Annotated in this window: 12 protein-coding genes; 3 read left to right on the plus strand and 9 right to left on the minus strand. The window is 54.5% G+C overall.

Going from position 1 to position 14,623, the window contains the following annotated elements:
* The first annotated feature begins 8 nt into the window (after positions 1 to 8).
* Together ACTX90_RS18350 and ACTX90_RS18355 are read left to right on the plus strand one after the other, a co-directional pair.
* Entirely contained in the window at positions 9 to 902 is an 894-nt protein-coding gene (locus ACTX90_RS18350) for a hypothetical protein (protein WP_443444104.1), read from the plus strand.
* Entirely contained in the window at positions 871 to 1,404 is a 534-nt protein-coding gene (locus ACTX90_RS18355) for a hypothetical protein (RefSeq protein ID WP_204677777.1), read from the plus strand. The genes ACTX90_RS18350 and ACTX90_RS18355 overlap by 32 nt, the downstream gene beginning before the upstream one ends.
* Positions 1,405 to 1,528: 124 nt before the next feature.
* Here ACTX90_RS18355 and ACTX90_RS18360 read toward each other — a convergent pair whose 3' ends face one another.
* The 5 genes from ACTX90_RS18360 to ACTX90_RS18380 form a co-directional block, all read right to left on the minus strand.
* On the minus strand, positions 1,529 to 1,894 hold the full coding sequence (locus tag ACTX90_RS18360; protein WP_204677775.1) for a hypothetical protein: 366 nt from the start codon (positions 1,892 to 1,894) through the stop codon (positions 1,529 to 1,531).
* Positions 1,895 to 3,108: 1,214 nt separating this feature from the next.
* A protein-coding gene (locus tag ACTX90_RS18365; RefSeq protein WP_204677773.1) for an IS3 family transposase occupies positions 3,109 to 4,256 on the minus strand; the annotation gives its coding sequence in 2 pieces (ribosomal slippage) (positions 3,109 to 3,986 and positions 3,986 to 4,256; 1,149 coding nt in all).
* A gap of 210 nt (positions 4,257 to 4,466) precedes the next feature.
* Positions 4,467 to 8,159, minus strand: a complete 3,693-nt coding sequence (locus tag ACTX90_RS18370; protein WP_204677771.1) for a YobI family P-loop NTPase — start codon at positions 8,157 to 8,159, stop codon at positions 4,467 to 4,469.
* 243 nt (positions 8,160 to 8,402) lie between these two features.
* Positions 8,403 to 9,083: a hypothetical protein gene (locus ACTX90_RS18375; RefSeq protein ID WP_204677769.1), complete on the minus strand. Its 681-nt coding sequence runs from the start codon at positions 9,081 to 9,083 to the stop codon at positions 8,403 to 8,405.
* Positions 9,084 to 9,207: 124 nt separating this feature from the next.
* Positions 9,208 to 9,882 (minus strand): helix-turn-helix domain-containing protein, encoded by a 675-nt coding sequence (locus tag ACTX90_RS18380; RefSeq protein ID WP_204677767.1) that lies wholly within the window; start codon positions 9,880 to 9,882, stop codon positions 9,208 to 9,210.
* Positions 9,883 to 10,254: 372 nt separating this feature from the next.
* Here ACTX90_RS18380 and ACTX90_RS18385 point away from each other — a divergent pair, with 372 nt between their 5' ends.
* Complete coding sequence (locus ACTX90_RS18385; protein WP_204677765.1) at positions 10,255 to 10,881, plus strand: helicase associated domain-containing protein; 627 nt, start codon at positions 10,255 to 10,257, stop codon at positions 10,879 to 10,881.
* Positions 10,882 to 11,039: 158 nt separating this feature from the next.
* On the opposite strand, the gene ACTX90_RS18390 is transcribed toward ACTX90_RS18385, so the two are convergent.
* The 4 genes from ACTX90_RS18390 to ACTX90_RS18405 are packed head-to-tail and all read right to left on the minus strand — an operon-like array spanning position 11,040 to position 14,468.
* The gene (locus ACTX90_RS18390; RefSeq protein WP_204677763.1) at positions 11,040 to 11,603 is read right to left on the minus strand and encodes a hypothetical protein; all 564 of its coding nucleotides are present in this window, start codon (positions 11,601 to 11,603) and stop codon (positions 11,040 to 11,042) included.
* Positions 11,600 to 12,730, minus strand: a complete 1,131-nt coding sequence (locus tag ACTX90_RS18395) for a transglycosylase SLT domain-containing protein (protein WP_204677761.1) — start codon at positions 12,728 to 12,730, stop codon at positions 11,600 to 11,602. The genes ACTX90_RS18390 and ACTX90_RS18395 overlap by 4 nt, the downstream gene beginning before the upstream one ends.
* A 12-nt stretch (positions 12,731 to 12,742) precedes the next feature.
* Positions 12,743 to 14,233 carry a hypothetical protein gene (locus ACTX90_RS18400; RefSeq protein ID WP_204677759.1) on the minus strand — a complete coding sequence of 497 codons (1,491 nt, stop codon included), beginning with the start codon at positions 14,231 to 14,233 and terminating at the stop codon, positions 12,743 to 12,745.
* Positions 14,234 to 14,249: 16 nt separating this feature from the next.
* Positions 14,250 to 14,468, minus strand: coding sequence for a helix-turn-helix domain-containing protein (locus tag ACTX90_RS18405; RefSeq protein ID WP_128471534.1), 219 nt, complete (start codon positions 14,466 to 14,468; stop codon positions 14,250 to 14,252).
* Positions 14,469 to 14,623 lie beyond the last annotated feature (155 nt).

Here is a 14,623-nt window from a genome sequence, read left to right on the forward strand (position 1 = left end):
CGCCAAGCATGCTCAAGCTTCACGATTTTTGCAACAGAGCCATATTCTCCGATTGGCTAAGCAAGCTGACTCGAGAGGATACCGTCGATAAAAGTAAGAACACTTGGGTCAATGTCACCGGTATATCCAGGTATTCCTCGCGGGTCGTAGTAGTTGAAACCTCAGTGGGTTCCACCGGTGAATCCGGGGAGGTAGTCGATTCAGAAACCGGCGAATCGGAATTCCAGCTTTCGTCTCGCCATGCACCAACTGGAACAACTCGGACGCTTCTTTTGGTTCCCGAAAGAGGACGCTCCGCATTCTTGATGACAGAATCTTCACGCCGCGGCTCCGGCGGGATACGAATTCGCCAGTTGTTTTCTACACATATAGCTGAACTACTAAAGCTCATCAAGATGGACTGCTCCACCGTATCGGAAAGCGACGCTTGGGCGGAACATGCGAAATTGAAAGAGGTCGAACTCCGGGTCGAGGGAAAGTCAGTCGATGCTGCAGATGGGGTGCACGTCGAAGTCGGGGTCATATCCCACATCGCAAGGCCGCGGCGCCGTGCTTTCTTTGATCGAGATCTTCTTGGGAAGTTGGCAACTGACAAGAGTGCCGCAAAGCGAGTCGTTGGTATTCCAGTTGACGAGGATCATGAGAAGGAAGATGTTTATGTCACCCTAGTCGATGGTGAGCGACAAAAGAAATTTTTAGTTGAGGGCGGAGGCGCTCCGAGCTTTCGGCTGGTCCTCAACGAAGACAACGCGGAGCAGCTAAGTGTGGATGAGCTAGTGGCAAAGTGCGTAGAGCAGTTATCTGAGATTACGGGAATAACTGGCAAAATAAGCTGGGAGCCGCGCTGGAGCGAGAGTCTAGGAGCAAAACATGGGGAAGCTGTCCCTCTGGCAAATTCCTAGAGGTCATTTCACAACCCTCAGGAACGGGCAAACAGGAAAAATACATGCCCCGGATTATTTGATGCAACTAGGCGTACCCATAGCTGTAAGCACTCTCGCTTGGTTTCTAGACTTCAGGTTGGTAAAAGTAGACAACGCTGTTGCGGGCATTTCTATAGTATCCGGGCTTTTATTCGCGGTCGCGGTTTTCCTCTTCCAGTTAAGAACCTCTTTACCCAATAACCCGTTAATCATTGATGCTGATTTGGAACTATTGGACGAGATAATGTTCAACTGCCTATGGGCAATGCTTTGGGGTTTGCTGCTGGTTTTCTTCTTAGTAGTTGTTGGATCTATGGAGTGGGTCGGTGCTCCTGCAAGCCTCGATCCCGCTGAAGAGACAATGATCCGTATTGTCTCGTGCTTCTCTATTGCGGCAGGAGGCCATCTACTTATGGTTCTCACCATGTGCCTCAAGAGAATCCATCGAGCTTACGAGCGCATTGCTATGGGACGAAATTAGATCTGGCTGATGCCTATTTTGGGATAGGGTACCTGCGTTATCAATGAACTATCGAAGGGACCGCGAGTTCGCATGTTCTGACAATACGACAGCTATAACTTTACATAACATGGGTTATCGGCTTTTAAACCACGGTAATAGGACCATCCCATTCACGGGTGATGCCCTGCTCAACGGCAAGCGTGTAGAAGGGGTCGCCTTCTCCGAGCTCCTCGTCCGACTCCATCAGTGCTTCCAGGTCGTCGCGATGCATGCCTGCAAACAGGGTGCGCCCGTCCACTTCGATCCGGGCGACCTCTTCATCCTCGTCGTAATCGTTGACACGCTGTTGGATCAGAGTGACGGGAATGCGGGGCAAATCGTTAGGGTCGGTGAACTCCTGGCGGGCCGGAGCGAGTGCTACGCCCGTTGCTTCGGACTTGGCTTCGGTGGCGAACTGGCCACCGGTGGATACGCCTTTTTGTACGCGGTTGCGATTCTCTATGCTCATGCACCATATGTGGGCGGGAGTGCCCAGCCCGGAGCATCCGCACAGACGGCAAAAATGCCATCGAAGCCTGCGGAGAAATGAAAGGGCCGAGCATCCGTCTTAGTTTGAGACGAACGTCCGGCACTTTCAGTTTCTGCAACTGCGAATCAGTCGGTGGCAGTTCAACCGAGCGAACATGTTGGGTATGGACGAGTCGTCGTGTTACCTTCCATCGTTACCACGGCAGTGAAAGTCGTCCCAACGTAAATGCTGTAGCTCCGGGTTTGACCTCCCTGCCAGGAAATCCGTTTGAAAAGCGGGGCTGAAACGATGATTCCGCCCTTGCGGTGGGTCGTCACACCGACGCCAACACCGCGTCCAGAACCGCAGTACCCACCCGGGACAATCATGTTGCAGCTGGTGACTCCTCCCGTATATTTGCAGCTGATCTGAACAGATACCGCAGCTTGCGCTGAATTCGTTTCTGCGACAGCAGGTGCTGCAACTAGCGAAAGCGCCAAAGCGCCTACCACGCAGAGTTGGGCCAAAAGTTTCTTCATCCTCGACATTGCGTACTTCACCTCAGTAAGAGACCTGAAAAGATTCGTCTTCATTGGCTCACGGCCAATCACGAGCTTCCGTATCGTTCCGGAGCAACAGGGGCGAGTAAGTAAAACCTAAAAGGGATCAATTTTTAAGTCAAGCAAGTTTTTAAAAATTTGAACGATTCCCCGGCATCCAACCGGTGTAGTTGCGTCAGGACTCTGCGAGAATAAAGAGCTTGATCTGAGCCAACGTGTTCACTCAAAAAATACATCATCGACCTAGAAGCCATGGTGTTTTTCAAACCCAGATGTACTAAAAATGAGTGTTTCAAGATTATGATTGCAACCAATGCAAAGTGTGGCTAGACTCGCTTATCAATAGTCGCCAACCACTTCGCATGGAGATGACATGAGTAAGACTGCAAACATAGCCGCTCTAGTCGTCCTGCTAGCTGCCCTCGTCCTACTAGCCGCGTTCCAATGGCTTCCGGCACTACTGTTCCTCCCTGTGGCTGGCGGCTTGTACGCGTGGAATCCCACGGCTAACGACACCCCGGCCCGCAAGAAAGACCTGTAGCGAAGTTCCCGGAGTCGGGTAAGGCGGCAACTGCGATCATGTCTGGCAATTGCCGCCCGATTCCTCCGACTAAGTAGGATTTCCTGGTTGGGTCCCTTTGAGCAGTCCAGTAACTATGCGATAGCTAACTGATTCTCTAAAACCCATTCGTCCCAAAACTGGGACGGCGTCTTTCCATTCAAGGAACCATGGGGACGTTCCTGATTGTAAATGTCCTTCCATTCATCAGCCAAATACCTAGCCTCCGCCATGGTGTCCGTAATTTCCCCCGAGAGCTGTTCGCGTCGGAACTGGGCGTTAAACGACTCAATAAAACCGTTCTGCCAAGGCGAACCCGGATCAATAAACGCAGTAGAAACCCCAACAGCGTTGCACCAGTTCACCAAAGCGCCGGCAGTGAATTCAGGCCCGTTATCACACCGCACGAACGCCGGCTGGATCCCTGTCTCGGCAATGATCCCTTCCAAAACTGCCACCACGTCCTCAGCCTTGAAAGACCGCCGCGGAACAATCGCCAATGCTGTTCTCGTGTACTCATCAATGACGTTGAAAAAGCGGACGTGACGTCCGCAGGAGGTGACATCCGATTGAAAGTCGAAGCTGAGCACATGCATTGGATGCTCTGCGGTCAGTCGCTTCTGCTCACCGGCTTCAGGGCCGGTACGGCGCTTCTTTCGACGCTTGGGTTTACAGACCAGACCTTCATCACGCCACAACCGACGGACACGCTTGCTGTTCAAGACAGTGTCTTTCCATCGTTCAGTGCTCAGTAGGTGCCAGCGGGCCTTGCGCCAGCCCCAGGCTGGATACTCGGACGCGACGGCGCGTAAATCGGCTCTGAGCTGCGCTTCCTCAAAGCTCATCGGTGATTTCTTCTTACGTAGCGCAGAGCGATTCTGGCCCAAGATCTGACAAGCGAAGCGTTCGGATGCCCCGAATTTTTCCATCGCCATCCGTACAGCACGACGGCGTGGTTCGGGACTTAGAATTCTCCCTTCGCTACCTCGGTCAGGATGTCGGTGGCGAGCATCTGATCAGCTAGCAGTTTCTTCAGTCGGGCGTTTTCCTTTTCCAGCTCTTTGGTGCGTTTGCTGGCTTCGGCGTTTTTCTCGGATCCGTACTGGTTGAGCCAGCGGTACCAGGTCGCTTCAGTGATCTGCAGTTCCTTGATGACCTCGATCATCGGGTGGCCTTCGTTGAGCATCTTTTGTCCTTGGCGGACTTTAGCGATGACCTGGTCTGGTGTGTGTCTGCGTGCCATTGTTTCTGTGATTCCTCCTGTGTCCATTGTCGGACACGAATACTCACAAAGTCACTGGACTACTTTCCGGGGACCCAACCACCACGGTTTAGGGACTGTCACAAGCGGTATCGGGCAGGATTAGTCCCACCGAGTTCAATAATGCGGGCATTAGCTTACTTGGATGCTTGAGCGCGTGTTTTCACCAAGCTATGGTCGATAAGTTCCATTTCAGGACAGCTCCTTGTGTCGCTTACTTACTATGATCGGGTCTTTACTGTCATTGAAGCTCGCAACAACCCCTCGACTGCGCAAAGCTTCTAATAGTTCGACAATTCCTACGGTATTAGCAACCTTAGGTTTGTCTCGGCCCACAGTCGTCAGTTCCGAATACGGTGAACCGAATGCGCGAAGCAGGTCGAATAGCTGCTCGTCCAATATTGACCCGAGATGCGGGCTTAGTAACGCGATCACATCGGGGATGTGGATACGATTTTCTGCCATCTTTGCAACGACGTCGAACCCTATTGGGAGCCCATACAGCAGTGCAAGCCGAGCAATTTCGGTGAGTTCTTCTCGTCCTGCTGCAGATGTGAACTCGCTTGCTCGATTCAAAATAGCGCGCTTCGCTTGCTCAGAAACCGACGGGCTCGCGAGAATCACGGCAAGGTCATCATTAACGAGTTCTGGAGTAATCCATTCATGGAATTCCGGCATAACCGTGATCACCCGTTCACGTGTGTTCCAGTTTGCCGCAAGCAGATGCTCATACGTTTCTGCCTCGCCAGAAATGACACGTCGCATAATTAGCTGCCTATAAAGCTCACCATCCTCGACGTTCACGTTACTTAAAGGGATCCATTCAGTTAGCTCTAGGCTCTCTGCCAAAGTTGCGCGCAAAATCGGCCCGAGTTTAGTTTTGGCGCCGATCAGCTTCACGGCCAGATCTTGCTTCTCGTTCTCAGCGACGTCTTCGTGAGCTGTAACAGCCTGCGACTTTTCCAGGACGAAGGCTAGATGTTCGTCAATTTTGCCGACCTGCTCGATGTAAGCCGTTATATTTGAGAAAGTCGGGGAAAAGCGATTATGTGCCGCTAAGATGCTCCATGCTTCTTGCGGTACCGTCTCCAGGTCCTCGACACGACTCTCATCTGATGCTCCTCCGACAACGCGGTCGAGCAATTCGGGTGCAGTTTCGAGCACATCCTTAATCACCGGAACGAATCCCCCCACAGAGTTATTCGTTGAGGAATGTCCGTCCACTGCGTCGAGATAGTTCGAAAGCTCAGAAAGCGCCTTCGCATACACATCCTCATGGCCTAATGCTCTAAGTTCATCGAGCGAGAGGCCACGGTCGTCGCCCACAGCGGCACGCAAGTTATCCAAACTCATCTCGTATAATCCGTATTTCACAAAGGCCGGACGTACCGAATCACTTGTAGTCGCAAGGTCAGGAAGCAATACACCGGCTTCCTTAAAGTGGAGTGCTATGAGATCCGCTTGAACTGTCGTAAGCGGTTCAGATCGTATAGATGCAAGTTGCCCGTAATTAGTATGCAGGTAGTCCTTCGTTGGATTGGTTACGGTCTGGTGCATCTTTTCGGTAAGACTCATTAATGCGACACTGACGAGAGACTTTTGGGTCTCATCGTCAAGCTCGACGCCGCTAACAAGGTACCCGAGAATATTGGGGCTCCGTGCTGTCAGTTTCTTTGCAAGCAACTCCTTGAAGGCTCCGCTGCTGAAGTAGGCTTGCAAAAAGCGTTTGCCCTCATTATCAAGGCGTGCAAGGGCAGCAACCATCAGTTCAGCGTCGGGGTTATTCGAACGAAGTAGATGGTCGAGGATCGCAATATTAAACATTGCCGCTTCGGCTAGTGAGCGAGCTCCCCGCTCGCGGATTACTGCTTCTACGTCTTCTGCAGTCAGGACGAATTGCTCGTCCATCAGGTCCCGTTCAACATGATGAATGATGAAGTTTGTGGCAGCGGGGCTTACGCGGTTGCCATGGAATGTCGACGTATAGAGCGTGAAATTGCGATCGATGTATCCGTCCTGAATGAGACTGTATACCAGCCCCTTAGTGAACAGGCTCTCTGCGACTTTCGAGAATGGATACTTCTCATCTTCGAAATCCATCCGGAATTCTGGCCGGTGCATTAGGTCATTCATATCCGCAGAGCGAAGGAATTTCAGTTCATCTTCAATCTTACGAACACGTTCGGCGTGGGCTTTCTCGTCGGCTTGATCCCAGGTAGTTACGTTCAGCGTTTCTCCTACCAACGCTGCAACATCGGAGCGAGATAGTTTGATTTCTTGTCTATAACGGGGGTTGTACCAGCCGACGGTGGGGTTGCCTTCTTGACTGCCAAAGACCTCCCAAAATTCAACCGTCTGGAAATCATCGGGGTGCGCAGCGCTGCCACCACGCCAGTACTGCCCATACTGCCGTTGAAACCTAGCTGTCCGGACCATCAGGTCGATACACGAAACTAATCGTTTTCCGAGCCGTACGGCCTTCTCGGAGGCCGCCTTTCGGCTTGCCACGGCTGCTCTGGCCGCGCGTAGCTCACTTTCGCGTTCTCGAATGTTGCCCACGATCAGTGCCCGGCTTGCCTTATATAACTGGTCCAGCTTGCTTTCACCGAGGCGGACCACTTCAAAGTCGCTCAGATGAGTACTTTTGTAGAGCATTATGGCGAAAAGGTGGGTTTCGCTGAGATTGAGATGCTTGCCATCTCCGGAAAAGATTCGATCTCGAAAGACCACGAACTCGTTCCGTACATTCTTGAGCAGGCGCATGTCAGGAACGAACCGGGCGGCTAAATCAATGAGGTCATTTGATACTTCGTGTTCAATGTCCTTGAGTATCTGTGCTGTGAGGTTTCGTGCGCTTCGATGGGTGATGAATGGGACCACTGGGATCACAAGGTCAAAGAACTTCGTGCGATTCGCGCGAATGATTTCAGCTTGGGCCGGATCATCTATACCGGCATGGGCTACGTCAACCTTTCTCCCCTCCTGTTTGAGACCGTCGCGGTCGAAGATGCTGTCCTTGATCGCGTAGATGAAGCGAATTGGTTTCTTAATTTTTGGTGATGCATTCAGAAGGGCGTTTAGAGAACGAAGTGTTTCGAAAATATGAGAATCGTTGAAGCGGTCGATGTCCTCGAAGATGACGATGTCGCGAGATGATGTCTCGAAGAAATAGACGATCTCGTCAAGATACTGATCGAAATAGGATACTGACTTCTCGTCTAGAGTGACCGCTGCGGGACCGGCGGAAAACTGTTTGATGTGGATACGACCATGGAGAAGAATCCTGGTAGCAAGGATTGCGGCAGAAGCGAGCAGTATGAGGATCGGATAGATCCAGAGTCCAAGTTCAAAGAGGGGTCGAAAGGTGTGCTCAATTTTCGATGCCCATCCTAGGATCAGAAATGCCACCGTAACCCCGACGCCCATAACTACGGACAGCGCAAGCTCTCTCCACCATCTGAAATGTTCTATCCTTCGAAAGCGTGAAGCGCGTGCTGACTTTGGCTCAGCACGATACAAAAGCTGCTTAACAATTTCTTGCTGGATGCGGTTTGTCGGCGTCGTCGCTTGAACGGGGACAGATTCGTCCAGCTGCGATGCCTCGATCGGTGACAGCGTCGATAGCGAGAGTTCAACAACGCGGCCCTTGTGGTCTTCCGAAACTCGACGAAGAATGCTGCTCTTGCCGACGCCATAATTTCCAGAGAGGGCGATGTTTCGAACGTCGTCCTTCTTGATGTTTTTGGCTATGGTTGCCGCATATTGCGCATGTTCAGACTCAATAAACTCCGGCGTTAGAGCCTTAAGTTCCCAGGCAGGAGAAACCTTTGCAGGTGAATTCGCTGTTTTTGGTTTTAGCTTAAGCGCTTTTATCGGATTCTTCATGGCATGTTTGATTATGACAGAGGTCAGAGACTGCTATGTGAAAAATGCTGTTTAAAGGGTTCGCCCATACGTTTTAAGCCGATACCCGATGCCCTGAATAATCTCCGATTCTGAACCAATGCAACCCTCAACGTCGTTAACTTCAATTTCTCATGAATTACGCATCTCGTCGAAATAGGCTTCGCGTGTTTCTTCTGACCGGATCACTTAGAAACAACTTGTCCTGTAGAGCCAGCCTTCGTGCTAGAAGGCAGTTCCTAGTTCTTCGTTCGATGAGAAGTCTTGGGGGTTGCTGGAGAGAATATCGAGGGCGTAGTGGCCATCGCGGCGTCTGTCTGCCTCAATAGATTCCCAGGCAGGGTGATTGAGATCTGAGAGGTGCTTATAGAGGCCAATGATTCGGGACCGGTCAGATCCTTGTAGCTCTGGTACGAGTGCGATGGGGTCGCTGATGATTGTCGATAGCAGTGCGGCATCTTCCAGGTGCCGACCCCGATCTCTGGTATCCTCTCGATATGCGGCACCTTTTAGTACCAGTGCCGCCAGTGGGCTTGGGATGCTCAGCGTACTAATGACATCTCCTGCAGAATCCAGGATCTGGCAGTTGGCAGTACGCTTCAAGGCCTGTGTTCCTGCAGTGACTTGGAACGGATCTCTGCCCCCGATTTTCAGCGGTGGTTTGGAAATTCCATGGTCGGCGACCATGACATCAACGGTTTCTTTGAGCCCATCGCGCTTCCGGGTGAACCGGTGGGCTGGCGAGTCTTTGTGCAGGGGCGGTTGCAGTTCATACCCGAGTTGAGAAAGCGTATAGCTCACCTCAGGCCCGGACACGAGTCCTGTTTCCACATGGAGCACCACGTCCACGTCGGTTGTGGGACGGATGGCTGGGATCCTCGCTATTTCAGCATGCAGCTGCACCATGAGACCTCCGATGAGGGTCCATTTCGAGCTGTCTAAAGCGCGAGACAGTTCCAGGCACTGTGGCCAGGGGTGCGGCCATCCTCCTGGAGGGAGTTCGACGTTGAGGGTTGGGCGTTGGGGTGCGCTATTGGGCATGCAGCAGCTCTTCAATTTTTGTTCGTCCGGCAGAACGTTCGCGGGTGGAGTGCGCATCTTGCAGATCAGCTGCGATGGCAGCTGTTGGCACATGACCGCCTTCCAGTGGCAGTGCGAAATTGAGTTCTCTGATCAGGATGTCTCCGGAGGCATCTTCCCTGAGCCCCAGTTTTCGCGCATTTTTATCTATGAATCCGGTCTTTGCATAGCCTTCCAGCGCAGCCGTGCCGGCAGCGAGACCGAACGAGCTGGCGATACGGTAGTCCCCGAGGATTCCACTACCTGTCAGCGCAATGGCTCTGGATAGCTGGGCTTTGGATGAGGCACTACCGCGGAAACGGCGTGGTGTAGAGCGGTTGCGTACAAGCTGTTGGAATTCTTCCGCGGAAATACTGGCGAGTTTCTTGCGCAATCTCCACAATTCGCTTGAGGATAACCAGGTGACTTTCTGGCCCGAGAGTAGGAAGAGAGCGGCCCACGCAGTTTGCTCAGTCCACAAGCGGCCTGCGCGCTTGCCTTCGCGTCGCACGCGGTGCACCGAATCTGCATCGATCATGAGCATGCGCCCGACTGTCCCTGTTTGTTCCAGGCGTCCGGTTTTTACCATTTTCCGGACAGCTTCGGCAGTGACGTCCAAGATCTCGGCTGCCTGTCGCGTAGTCATCGCTCCCATGACACAAAGGTACTGTCGAGCAAACCATTGTGTCAACCAATGAATGGTTTGTCCCGGCGCTAACGTGCCAGATTTCCCTGGGGCCAATGAATGCCCTACTGGGAAACCAGAAGAGCTGAATGGCTTCTAGGACGAGCATCATCGTGCGTGTGATGAAATCTGAATTTGCAGTTTCTCTCGATTCGCTTGTAGCTCCGCGAGTGCGTGGGGTGCTCATTGCATTCGTCGAAATAACTCCATCAGACACGTGGACGGTTTTGGGTGCCTGGCTCCTCCCTCATTGCTGATTACTGCCCCGTGATTCAGGGTCCCGGATGCCTGTTCCATGGTTTCTTGCTTTGTATGGTGTTGTAGCCTGAAGCCATGGTTAGCTGGAATGTTTCCAGGCATCCCGAGTGGGATCAGCTGTATCTCGCCGGGTCGACAGCCCGCGAGATCGCTGAGGCGTGCCATCGCAATGTGGCAACGGTCCATTACCACCTGCAGCGGCGCGAGCACTACGAGCCCGGTTTCCGCAGTAAGCATGCAGCGGCCTTGGCCGCCCGCCGAGAGAATGATCCGCCGGCCAGCTGGCGCCGCCGGGCCAAGGAGGTCGCCGCCTTTCAAGCCGAACACGGCAGGCTTCCCCGCACCACAGGGACCCGACTCGAGCTATCACTACATCATTGGCTTGCTGAACAACGCAAGCTCTTCGAAGCAGGCGAACTGCCCTCCTCCAAGATCGTGCTCTTGCAGGGCATCGAAGGGTGGAACCATGACCCGCGCCAGCAAGAAGTGGATGAGCTCTGGCGAACACGACTCGCTTCGCTCAGCCAATATGTTGCGGAGCATCAATGCCTGCCCCGGTACCGCAATCATGCTTCAGACACCGAACGTTCCCTGGGTGTTTGGCTGCATAATCAGCATCAAGGCCGGACCAAGGGGACTTTGCCTGAGTGGCGACGTGAGGCCTTGGACCTGGCTGTGCCTGGATGGCGCAGCCGCGGCTGAGCACAACGGCACGGGCTTATTTACTTGTGATACCTCGTTGGATTCTTGCCCTGGGTGAGCACAGCGGCAATACCATCTGTCTTGATGGCAGTTTCCATAGGCTCTCTGTGCTGTCCATTCCCTCCCGGGGAGCGGATAGCAGCTGCGGGTGAAGGGACTTATTGGAGAGTCGAAACGTAGTCACGGATCTTGTACGGTTCGGTGTCGGTGAAGGTGAAGAAGAACGTCTGCTTCCCTTCCCCGGCCCAGGATTCCCCGTCCTTGGTCACCCATTGCCAGGTGGCGGTGACCGCAACCGTGTCTTGCTCGTGGTGCTCGGTCATGAGTTTCACCGTGGGCTTGCTGGTCGCTTTCTTCTCTGCGGCGGTCAGCCATTCAACGCCGGTCGCTGGCCGCTCCGGGGCGATGACTTCCTTGGCCCGTTCGCTGGTCATGAGGTTTCTGGCGCGCATTTCGGCGGCGGTGCGGTTGAAGTCCTTATTCGGGTCCCAAGTAGTCATGATCGTGGCCGCTTGCTTCGCCAGCTCGATTTTGGCCGGATCATCCACAGCATCCCCGTGCTCGTGGCTGGCACTAGGTGAAAGCGTGCTGGGGCTGGCCGTGGTGGGGGCAACGCTCGGAATGCTGCTTGGTTCGGTCTCGGTGCTGACGGGGGTGCATCCGACTATCCCTGTGACGAGTCCTGCCGCCAGTGCCAGGGCGAGGATTTTGGGGTGTTTCATTGGATGTTCACCTTTTGCTGTCGAAGGATCGGTACCGGATCATAAGTTGTCCCGTTGTTGATCGCCGGGCGATCAAACACACTGGTTTTCGGGTTGTTGATCTGGAAGTGGACATGGATGCCACTGGAATTTCCGGTAGCACCCGGCTTACCCAGCGGGGTTCCCTTCTTCACTACGTCTCCGGTTTTCACCAGCAGGGAGTTGTCTTGTGCTTCGTGGAACTCGAACACCAGGTAAGGAGCTTCGGTCATCTGCGCGAAAATATAGTTGCCATAAGAGCCGTAGAGTTCATCAACATTGCCTCTGCTGGCATAGGTGATCTTCATGTCCGTGGGAGCGTAGAAGTAGGGGTCTGATCCGGCCAGGTCGATGCCTTCGTGCTTCAAGAGGAACGGCATGCCCGCGCAGCTGGCCAGCGGGCAGGCGCGTGGCCCGAACGGCGAGGTCATGCGTGAATTGGGCATGGGGTGTGCCCATTCGTCCGCTGTCAGGTCACCGAAGTCGAAGCCACCGGGCGCTTCGCAGGTTGAGGAATAGTCCATCTGGGCGTTGCCCATGATGATTTCCACGTAGTGGCGGGTTTCCTCGAAGGGCGGGATGCCCCCGTATTTCTGGACGTTGCCTGCTCCGGCGTTGTAGGCGGCCAGTGTGAATTGGATTTTTTCTTTCTCGTTGCTGGCCAGATCCGCGATGTGTCCGGCGAGATGTTTCATGTAGCGGCCTTGGGCATCGAGGCCAGCGAACGGATCGAACGGGTCTTTACCGTTGCCCCATTCCTCCCAGGTTTCTGGCATGAACTGGGCAATGCCTCGTGCTCCTACTGGGGAGACTGCTTTGGGGTTCCAGCCGGATTCTTGTTGGATTTGCGCGGCGATGATCCCTACGGGCAGTCCTGCACTTTTGGCTGATTGCTCTACGGCGTCCCGGTACTGTTCGGGAATTTTCACCGTTGATGTTCCGTCTTTGCCCTTGCCGATGGGGGTTCCTTCAATGACACAGGGGGCATTGGGATCGGGTTCTTCGCTGTCGCCTCCACCCATGAACAGAATGATCGGGGTGATGACCAGAAGGAGAAGGACACCGAGGACTGCCAGGATGATTTTGGCTCCGCCGCCCTGTTCTTCCATGACCAGGCCTCCCTACTGGCGTGTGCTGCCGTTGGTCTTGTTGGATCGGTAGACGGTGGTGTTCTCCAACTGGGTTGCCACCACATACACCGCGTCATCGGTGACCAGTGCCGGGGCTGGATCTTCGGTACGGTAGTTCGCCCACGTCTTCGGCTCGGGCTCCGGGGAGGCGAGGTCCAGTGTGACTGGCCCGTTGCTGGTGTTCGCGTAGATCAGGTTGCCGTGGATTGCTGACAGGTCAGTGGCAGGAAGGTCTATGAGTGCTGCCTGGTCGCTGTAGCTGATTCCCACGTTTCCGATAGCTGCGGTTTTCGCTTCCTTGTCCACCAGCAGGGGTTCGGTGGCAGTGGGGACTGCCCGTGGCGTTCCGGAGAACAGCATGGACCCGGTGCTGGTGTTCAGCACTCCCATGATGCGTTCGGTGTCATCCCACGCCAGCAGGGCGTGGGTGTCGTCGAGCAGCCACACTCGTACCGGGTATTTCGTGGCACCGTCTGGCGCGGTGAAGTTCTTCTCTTTTAGGATCTTCCCGGTGTTATCCAGGGTGTAGATTCTGGTGGCGCTGATCGTGGTGATGGTTCCATCGGCTGCCACGTCCAGCACGGTCGAACCGGGTGGGATCATCACATCATGCAGCGTGCCGTCCCCGTCGGGCACGCGGATGTACCAGTCTCCCAGTTCGATGTAGGGGGTGTGGGTGTCGGTGCGTGCTGTTTGCCCTGGTTCCAGCCCGATGCTGGTTGGTGCCACGCTCGGGGTGTCGTAGGGCATATCTACTGGCCAGAGGCGCAGCTCGTTGCGTTCTGCGGCGGCATAGACTTCCTTGCCGGCCCACGTGCCCTGGTGGATGCTGGCCAGGTCTTCCGGGGCTTTGTCCCCGCGCCAGACCGGCTGGCCGGTGGACGGGTTGCGGCCGGTGACAGTGCCTTCCGGGTCGGCGGTGAGCAGCCGGTCAGGGCTGATCAGGTTGACCGTAGCATCAGCGCGGGTGGGGTGGCTCCACGCGGCGGTCGCTTCGTGGTGTGGCGGCGGCGCGGCTGGCAGCGTGGCCCCGACCCCTTGCGGGGTGTAGGCGGGGACGGTGGCTGCGGGCTGGTTGGCGATGACCACTGCGGTGCCGGTGCCGCCGAGGGCGAGCACCGCCAGGGTGCTCGCCCCGGCAATGAACAAGCGTTTTTTCGTGCGCTGCGCGCGTTCGATCTTCGCTTGCTCGGCTTCTTGTTGCTCGGAGAGATCGAGCACTTCCCCATCAGCGGAGATGATCATGTCCCAGGAGCTGTTCGTGGAAGCATCAATAGCACGCACACGAACAGCTCCGAAGTGGTGGGTGGCGAGTTTGGCGATGACCGCGTTTTTCCCTGCCTCGATGAAATCTTCCTCTTCGAGCACGGGGACCGGTGCCCCATCCAAGGTCAGCCTGTGGCGGTCTTCGCTGATGTGCAGCGTATAGACCGGAAAGGCCGGGACTTTCTGGGGATCGATCAGCGTCATCTCTTTCGCCACCCGTAGCTTCCTTGGGTTAGTCGGCGGCCTCATCGCTTTTCAGCAAGAAGTCGCGCACGTCTTTCTTCCTGTACCGGCGTACCCTCGATCCGATAGACACCGATTTCAGGCCGTATTCCTTGTTCCATTTCAGAACGGTCTGCGCTTTCACACGCATCACGTCTGCGATCTCCTCGGTCGTTGCCCATTCCGGCAAATCCGCGATGAGATCTTCAACGGCTTCTGGGTCGTTCATGGTCACACTCCAAATGTGCTTGAGTACGAAAACCGCGTCAACCCTGTTACGTCATGTTTCCCCATAAAACTATGTTTTACATGTTTTCACAATGTAACCGTTTTACAACATTGACACTGTTTTCTATGCGAGTTAGCGTAAATAGCGAATCACTA

Origin of the sequence: Glutamicibacter soli (assembly GCF_052322135.1) — a bacterium.
Taxonomy (GTDB): Bacteria; Actinomycetota; Actinomycetes; order Actinomycetales; family Micrococcaceae; genus Glutamicibacter; species Glutamicibacter soli.

Coding starts and splice junctions, on each gene's coding strand:
- ACTX90_RS18360 (WP_204677775.1), bottom strand. CDS start 1,894: ATGAGCATAGAGAATCGCAACCGCGTACAAAAAGGCGTATCCACCGGT.
- ACTX90_RS18355 (WP_204677777.1), top strand. CDS start 871: ATGGGGAAGCTGTCCCTCTGGCAAATTCCTAGAGGTCATTTCACAACC.
- ACTX90_RS18350 (WP_443444104.1), top strand. CDS start 9: ATGCTCAAGCTTCACGATTTTTGCAACAGAGCCATATTCTCCGATTGG.
- ACTX90_RS18405 (WP_128471534.1), bottom strand. CDS start 14,468: ATGAACGACCCAGAAGCCGTTGAAGATCTCATCGCGGATTTGCCGGAA.
- ACTX90_RS18380 (WP_204677767.1), bottom strand. CDS start 9,882: ATGACTACGCGACAGGCAGCCGAGATCTTGGACGTCACTGCCGAAGCT.
- ACTX90_RS18385 (WP_204677765.1), top strand. CDS start 10,255: ATGGTTAGCTGGAATGTTTCCAGGCATCCCGAGTGGGATCAGCTGTAT.
- ACTX90_RS18390 (WP_204677763.1), bottom strand. CDS start 11,603: ATGAAACACCCCAAAATCCTCGCCCTGGCACTGGCGGCAGGACTCGTC.
- ACTX90_RS18375 (WP_204677769.1), bottom strand. CDS start 9,083: ATGGTGCAGCTGCATGCTGAAATAGCGAGGATCCCAGCCATCCGTCCC.
- ACTX90_RS18370 (WP_204677771.1), bottom strand. CDS start 8,159: ATGAAGAATCCGATAAAAGCGCTTAAGCTAAAACCAAAAACAGCGAAT.
- ACTX90_RS18395 (WP_204677761.1), bottom strand. CDS start 12,730: ATGGAAGAACAGGGCGGCGGAGCCAAAATCATCCTGGCAGTCCTCGGT.